Origin of the sequence: Bacillus sp. FJAT-53060 (assembly GCF_037104745.1) — a bacterium.
In the GTDB taxonomy this organism is placed as follows: Bacteria; Bacillota; Bacilli; order Bacillales; family Bacillaceae; genus Bacillus; species Bacillus stratosphericus_B.
On the sequence record NZ_JBAWSW010000069.1, the window covers coordinates 1 to 7,088 of the forward strand.

The 7,088-nt window shown below is 38.9% G+C and carries 6 protein-coding genes and 1 pseudogene; 4 read left to right on the top strand and 3 right to left on the bottom strand.

Annotation, left to right across the window (positions count from 1 at the left end; genetic code table 11):
• Positions 1-156: 156 nt before the first annotated feature.
• A complete protein-coding gene (locus tag WAX46_RS15290) occupies positions 157-636 on the bottom strand; it encodes a MarR family transcriptional regulator (protein ID WP_336494293.1) in 480 nt (159 codons plus the stop codon).
• 168 nt (positions 637-804) lie between these two features.
• On the opposite strand from WAX46_RS15290, the gene mprF reads away from it, so the two are divergent.
• From mprF to WAX46_RS15305, 3 genes are all read left to right on the top strand, one after another.
• Complete coding sequence (mprF, locus tag WAX46_RS15295; protein WP_336494294.1) at positions 805-3,366, top strand: bifunctional lysylphosphatidylglycerol flippase/synthetase MprF; 2,562 nt, start codon at positions 805-807, stop codon at positions 3,364-3,366.
• Between the two features lie 101 nt (positions 3,367-3,467).
• Positions 3,468-4,016 (top strand): thioredoxin family protein, encoded by a 549-nt coding sequence (locus WAX46_RS15300; RefSeq protein ID WP_226568569.1) that lies wholly within the window; start codon positions 3,468-3,470, stop codon positions 4,014-4,016.
• Between the two features lie 317 nt (positions 4,017-4,333).
• Positions 4,334-4,801 carry a DCC1-like thiol-disulfide oxidoreductase family protein gene (locus WAX46_RS15305; RefSeq protein WP_226568572.1) on the top strand — a complete coding sequence of 156 codons (468 nt, stop codon included), beginning with the start codon at positions 4,334-4,336 and terminating at the stop codon, positions 4,799-4,801.
• Positions 4,802-4,847: 46 nt separating this feature from the next.
• Here WAX46_RS15305 and WAX46_RS15310 read toward each other — a convergent pair whose 3' ends face one another.
• Positions 4,848-6,092 (bottom strand): helix-turn-helix transcriptional regulator, encoded by a 1,245-nt coding sequence (locus tag WAX46_RS15310; RefSeq protein ID WP_336494295.1) that lies wholly within the window; start codon positions 6,090-6,092, stop codon positions 4,848-4,850.
• Positions 6,093-6,357: 265 nt separating this feature from the next.
• Here WAX46_RS15310 and WAX46_RS15315 point away from each other — a divergent pair, with 265 nt between their 5' ends.
• Complete coding sequence (locus WAX46_RS15315; protein WP_226568583.1) at positions 6,358-6,945, top strand: nitroreductase family protein; 588 nt, start codon at positions 6,358-6,360, stop codon at positions 6,943-6,945.
• 21 nt (positions 6,946-6,966) lie between these two features.
• Here the strand turns inward: WAX46_RS15315 and WAX46_RS15320 are convergent.
• Positions 6,967-7,088, bottom strand: a pseudogene (locus WAX46_RS15320) (IS3 family transposase); the annotation flags it as partial.

Sequence of the window (7,088 nt, forward strand, 5' to 3'; positions counted from 1 at the left end):
AATTCTTTAGAATAGTGTTGAAATTGTTGTCCCTTTCTAGCCATAAAAAATCCCCTCCAAGTATAGTGTAACAGCCAAGATATGTTCTTGGGCTTTTTACACTGTCTACTTAGAGGGGATAATATCACATGTGACCGTCTTTTTCCTTTCCTCCTTTTATCCACGTTCGGGACGAAGTGCCTTTTCTAATATGGCTAAACCTTCATTTACTTTTTCTTTTTCCTCATCATTGAGCCGTTGCAGGGAATTTTTAATTTTTTCGTGTCCTGTTTGATAAATACTTCGAAAAATATTTTTGGCTTCCTCTGTTAATTCTACGACAATGATTCGTCTGTCTCGCTCAGAATGTTTTCGCTCGACAAAGTTGGACTGCTCTAAACGATCAAGCAGGCCTGTCATATTGGACAAAGAAGCCCCCATTTTTTCAGCAATTACGGATACCTTGAGAGAGCCATGGTTATTGAGCAGCATGAGCACCTTCATTTGAGGCATACTCATATCAAGCTTCATCCATTCAGAAACATCTCCAAGTCCTGCAGCAGTGAGCACTTTCATATAAAGCACCCATGTCTTTTTTTCCTCAGGAGATAGGATTTCCTCTTTTAGTACGGTGGTGTCATGAATATTATATTCCACGCTTGTTCACTTCCTTTAAGGGGCTCTTTTCTTTATGTTACTTATTTTTACTTCTAATTGAAAGTATCACGAAGCTTTTGATTGTGAAATTGCAAGAATCAAGTGGAATTTGTTGTATAATAATGTTCAGTTGAAATAAATGAAGTAACCTAGAAAGTTGGGAAAATCATGTGGAACAAAAAAACGGGTATGACGATCTTAAAAATGCTTTTTCCGATCGTGATCATCCTAGTCTTGATTTTTGTCGCCAAGCAGGAGCTGAGCGGCCTTTCCATTAAAAAGACGTTTTATATTATCGACAGCTTGAATCGAATGGATTTGTTTATTCTTGTCTTTCTTGGACTTGTGGCTGTTTTATCGATGTCCTTATATGATTTTATTTTAAGAAGAAGCCTTGATATGCCCATCAGCGGATGGAAAACGATTCGCATTTCTTGGATTGCCAACTCCTTTAACAGTGTACTTGGCTTCGGTGGTTTATCTGGGGCAGGGCTCAGAACACTTTTATACAAGGAATACATATCAGATACGAAAAAACTGCTGAAAGGCATTGCCCTTTTGACATCCTCTGTCCTTTTGGGTTTATCTATTTTCAGTGATTTGATTTTGGTTAGAGTTCTGCCTGTTGAAAGTATTATCAGTCAGGAGCCATGGCTGTGGGTATTTGTGATTATCTTTGCCTGTATTGTACCGATATACATCATCATGGCCTCGATTCGAAAAAGCTCAATTGAGAGCGGTGAAAATGGGCTGAAGCATCCGGTCTATGCATATATCGGCGCATCCTTTTTGGAATGGCTGGCAGCTGGTCTTGTCATGTACATGGCTGTCGTCTCGATGGGAATGAACGTCGATGTCCGTATTGTATTAGGTGTGTTTGCCATTGCGTCAATTGGCGGTTTAATCAGTATGGTTCCAGGCGGGTTTGGTTCATTTGATCTGATCTTTTTACTCAGTATGCAATACATTGGTTTTGATAAAGAGATGGTGCTGACGGCGCTTGTATTATATCGCTTCGTGTACTCGATCTTCCCGTTTATCCTTGGACTATGTCTTGCAGCATATGATTTAACCGGGACGACTCTTAGACGTTTTGAAGGTAACCCCAAAATGGCACCTGCCATTGAAACAACGAACGTGTTAATAGTCTTGCATCGAGCCCTATTAATCCGTTTATTGTATGGTTCTTTATCCATTTTAACGTTTGGAAGCGGCCTATTAATTATGGCTTCCGTTGTGCTTCCTGTCGATCGTTTAGGTGTAATTACAAGCATTCCGCGCTTTCTGTTATCAGGATTTAATGGTCTTTCTTTAATGTTCGGGATCATTCTAATGATTTTGTCCATTGAAGTGTACAAAAGAACAAAAAGGTCTTACGTGTTGACGATGATTGCTCTAGCTGGTGGCTTTGTGTTTACCCTGCTAAAAGGGTTTAATCTGAGTTCGATCTTTATGTTGCCAGTCATCATGGCGGTATTTTTCTCTCTAAGAAATCAATTTGTGAAGCAGCAGGCGCCTTATTCCTTGTATCAGTTTGTGGCAGCAGGCGCCGGATACTTACTCGTTTTGTTTAACTATCATGTCATTGGTAAATTTATCTGGTTGAAAATCGGTTATTTCCTAAGTAAAGACTATTTGGTGCATAATGAACGGCATATCATGATGATAAGCATGATTGCTTTAATCGGGGTACCGCTTTTCTTTTTCGTTAGTAAATTAATATTTAATAAAAAGGCATTTCCTATTGGAGAAGAAGCAGATAAACAAAAATTAAAGGCATTTTTAGAAGGAAAGGGAGGAAATGCCCTCAGTCATCTTGGCTTTTTAGGAGATAAAAAGTTGTTTTTCTCAAGTGATGGAGAGGCGATGCTCCAGTTTGGCCGAATTGGCCGCTGCGTCATTGTGCTCGGTGATCCATCTGGATGTCAAGCGTCTTATCCGCTTGTACTTGAAGAGTTTTTGCAGCAGACCGAAAAAGCAGGCTATCGTGTTGCATTTTACCAAGTAGAACGTGAGGGAATGGCTCTCTATCATGACTTAGGTTTTCACTTCTTTAAACTTGGGGAAGAAGCAGTGGTCGATTTAGAAACATTTTCTCTGTCGGGAAAGAAAAAATCGAATTTACGAGCTATTGCCAATAAGTTTGAACGAGAAGGCTATACCTTTGAGGTGGTGGAACCGCCTTTTTCAGATGAGTTGATCTCTACCTTAAAACATATCTCCGACAGCTGGCTTGGAAAGAAAAAAGAAAAAGGGTTTTCTCTCGGCTACTTTCATGAAGAATACTTGCAAAAAGCACCGATTGCGATCTTAAAAAATGAACGAGGACAGATCATTTCCTTTGTATCGTTAATGCCGATGTATCAAGAAGGAGAGATATCCATCGACTTAATGCGTCATATGCATCATGCACCAAACGGGATGATGGATGCGCTGTTTATTCACCTGTTTCAATGGGCGAAAGAAAAAGGATACAAATTCTTTAACATGGGGATGGCGCCTCTATCGAATGTGGGGACGTTCCATCAGTCATTTCTTACAGAACGTTTGGCGAGTGTCATCTTCAACAATGTCAGATATATGTATAGTTTCAGCGGCTTACGGTCGTTTAAACAAAAATACAAACCCGAATGGCGCGGGAAATATCTGGCATATAAAAAGAATACGTCATTGCCCGTCACGATGGTGCTTGTTACCAAACTAATCGGGATGGACCCAAATCGAAACTGACGTCCATAAGTTCAAAAACTTTTACCTTTCACTAGGTGAAGGTTTTTTTAGACAAAAGAACAGCAGAAGTGGTAAGGTTGAAGGGTAAGGGGGATATTAGGATGACATTAAATGAATGGTTTACAAAGGGATTAACTGAACGTACATATGTACACAATATGGAGAAAAACCGTGTAAACTTACTCACGGTGTACAACCAGTACGCAATCCACCAAAGGGAAAAAGAGCTGCTTCAACGGTTGCAAAAGAAAAAGCTAAAAGCGCTTGTCATCACAGCGGATTGGTGCGGGGATGCGATGGTCAATGTACCTATTTTCATGCGTATCGCGAGTGAAGCACTTATTGATGCGCGCTATTTTATTCGGGACGAGCATCTAGACCTGATGGATCAGTATTTAACGAACGGGACCGCAAGATCAATTCCGATTATCGTGATCATTGATCAGGACGGGAAAGAAGTGGGAAAATGGGGACCTCGCTCAATAGAAGCCCAGCGCTTTGTCGATGAGAAAAAACCGGATAAAGATGCACCAAATTTTGAAGAAGAATTTAAGGTATTTGCGAAAGAAGCCGCACATTACTATACGACAGATCGTTACTTATGGAAAGATATTGAGAAAGAAATAGTAGAAGTTTTGGCAGAAATATAAACCAAAAGACTACTTCGCCGCAATGGGAAGTAGTCTTTTTTTATCTTGTTTTTGCGTTTCACCTACAAAACACCGCATAAAGATGTAGAAAAACCGCAGAAAACCGCAAAGCACCACGATTTTCCCAACCACTTTTAGTTGAAAAACCTCATATATGCCATGAAATCATCCATTTTGCTCTTATCTAAAGGCTCATATAACGCACGTTGGTTTACTTTTTCCCAATACAAGAGGCCTAGCAACTATAGTAATCTAGTTGTAATCTCCTTTGAACGAACTAAAAAAACAAATGACAGAAAAGGACTGACGATCAATCTATGAAAAAAATCATTTATCTCGATCAAGAAAAAAAGAAGCTCTCTGAATCAAAAAAAAGAGAACAGCGTTCCATCAAATCGCTTAGGCTGCTTGTGTTTTATGACGGACAAAGTCCTTCGTGTGCAAAAGCGATTGATCTGTTAAAATCACTCGATTGGAAAAACCGTATTCACTTTGAATCATTTAGACGTTCACAACTGCTTAGACTGAATAAAATAAGTAAGAAAAAAGCAGAAAAACGAATCGTGTCTATATCCTTAGCCAAAAATCAGAAAAATTCAGGGATTTATACTTGGTTGCGAATTGCTTGCAACATCCCTGTCTTATGGGGAACGGTCCCATTCATTTTGCTCAGCATTTGGCTAGGCTTTGGCCAACATGCGTACGATTATTTTATGAGAAAACGGTCTATTCATTCTGTCCAACAAGTCACCCGTCCTGATACAGATCAACAAAATACCATCTAATCAATAAAAAAGCATGACCTTCGATCGGCAGAAGGTCATGCTTTTTTTAATAGGGAACATATGAGGCTAAGTGATCAAGAAGCTTCTCGGTGTAGGACATATACTCATGCTCGTCAAGCTCAGAAGCCGTATAAGAAAGCAAGGTTCTAAGAGCAAACAAGCACTCACTGTGTAGCTGATTGTGTTCAAAGTAAGGAATGGCCGCTTCGACTAAATATGTTTTCAAATCATGAGGATTCTCCTCAATCATCAATTTATAAATTTTAATCATATATACACAGTTTGGCTGAATACGAGGCTGTTTTAACAGCTCGTGTATGTAGGGAAGTGCCTTCTTACGATCATATTCAGCATATAATGTGGCAATTTCATATAGTGTCTCACAGTAATGATCTTCTATTTGTTCTTGATTAAAGTAATTGAGTGAATCTAGTAAATAAGGCACAGCGGATGAGAAATCACCTTCACGTTTTAAGAGAACCCCATAATAAAAATAAGCAGTCATTTTAATATAGGCATCAGGGTGAAGCGAAGTGTGCAAAATCACTTCTTTTAAATATTTTTTGGCTGTTTGAAAGGCCTTTAATTCCAGCAAGATCACCCCATGAATCAGTGTACAATGAATGATTCGTTTGAAATTGTTCTTTTGTCTATATAAATCCATCGCTTGATGAGTCGCCTCAAGCGCGTCCCCAAGATGGCCCATGTTTCCAAGTGCTTTTGCATAGTGATAATACAGGTCACTCTGTTCAACAGAAGCGTAAGAAAAGCAGCTTTCAAGTCTTTTCAGTCCTTCTACGAGCTGACCATTTTTTATCTGATAAATTCCATCTAGATATTCAAAAATTTCTTTTTCCGTTTCAATAAAGGTTTTTTCAAACTTTTTGAGCACGCGGTGTGTGTCTAAGGCAAGTGGCTGTTTTTCCGTTAATAAATAAAATTGAAATAAGGACAAGTGATACTGAATCCCTAAATCTAGCGAAAAGAACTGTTCCTCGTGATGAATGATCATTTCGGCATTTTGTTCAGCCTGAACGAGTGCATAGAAATACATGTTCATTTGAAATTCATCCAACAACGACAGCAAGTGACGCGCCTTTTGCGACAGCGTTTCTTGGCTAATGCCAAGCCGTTCAAGCAGTAGATTGATCGTATCTTGATTGGCCTCTTTTGAGCCATTTTCAATTTTACTTAAATGAGAGACAGAACAAATCCCGTCTGCCAATTCAGATTGGGTCATATTTTGTTTATAACGATATAGCTTGATAATTTGCCCAATATTGATTTTCATTCCATTCAGAAGCCTCCCTTCCAATCATGGGTTGAAAGCTTTTTGAAAAGATGGCCAAATGAGATGAAATGGGAATACCTTAAATAATTTCATCATATTGGCTATTTTCTCATAATTTGTTTAAAACGTAATATGATTGTAACATTACTTGAAAAAATTAAACAACTTTTTAGCAGATGAAGAGGATCCTCTATTTGCAACAACACGATATGATGTTTATAATGAGAATCAATATCAATTAAAATTGATTGAAAGGATGACATATATGCCAGAAATAAAACCACAAACAGAAGCCTTAACGGTTCGAGATGCTGTCAGATATAGACGATCGATTCGCAAATTCAAAGAAACTGTGGTGACCATTGAGCAGCTTCAGCCATTATTAGAGGATGCGGTCTATGCACCGAATCATAAAATTACGGAACCTTGGCGCTTTCTTTATGCCACGACAGATGAAGCAAAAGCGACATTTGTTGAGCGGTTCATTGCTTTCTTTAAACGAAACAACCCAAATGCAAAAGAAGAAAAAATCAATCAATACAGAGAATACTTTTCAAAAGTACCAGCGCTTTTACTTGTCGTTTTAAAGGAAGACGAGAACCCAGTGGTGAGAAATGATGATTTTGCCGCAGTGAGTGCTTTGATTCAAAACCTTCAGCTACTCGCTTGGGATCAAGGAATCGGGATGGTATGGAAGAGCGGTCGCATTTTGTACGACAAAGACTTTCAACAAGAGATGGGATTAAAGGAAAACGAGCGTTTTGCAGCGATCCTTCACATTGGTTACCCAGAAGAAGTGCCTGAGGAAAAATCACGTCAGAAGGCATCAAGTCTGCTTACTGAAATCAAATAAAAGAAAAACAGACCTTTTTTTCTGCATGATACGTTGAACAGTTTTATGGTTAATACGCATTCTCCTTTTTAGTATGGCTGTGATTTTTCGATATCCATATCGATACTTGTGCTTTCGGCACAACGTGCCGACCTGTTTCTCTA

Bases quoted from the DNA above. Each gene is read 5' to 3' on its own strand.
- mprF (WP_336494294.1), top strand. From the start codon at position 805: ATGTGGAACAAAAAAACGGGTATGACGATCTTAAAAATGCTTTTTCCG.
- WAX46_RS15300 (WP_226568569.1), top strand. From the start codon at position 3,468: ATGACATTAAATGAATGGTTTACAAAGGGATTAACTGAACGTACATAT.
- WAX46_RS15305 (WP_226568572.1), top strand. From the start codon at position 4,334: ATGAAAAAAATCATTTATCTCGATCAAGAAAAAAAGAAGCTCTCTGAA.
- WAX46_RS15310 (WP_336494295.1), bottom strand. From the start codon at position 6,092: ATGAAAATCAATATTGGGCAAATTATCAAGCTATATCGTTATAAACAA.
- WAX46_RS15315 (WP_226568583.1), top strand. From the start codon at position 6,358: ATGCCAGAAATAAAACCACAAACAGAAGCCTTAACGGTTCGAGATGCT.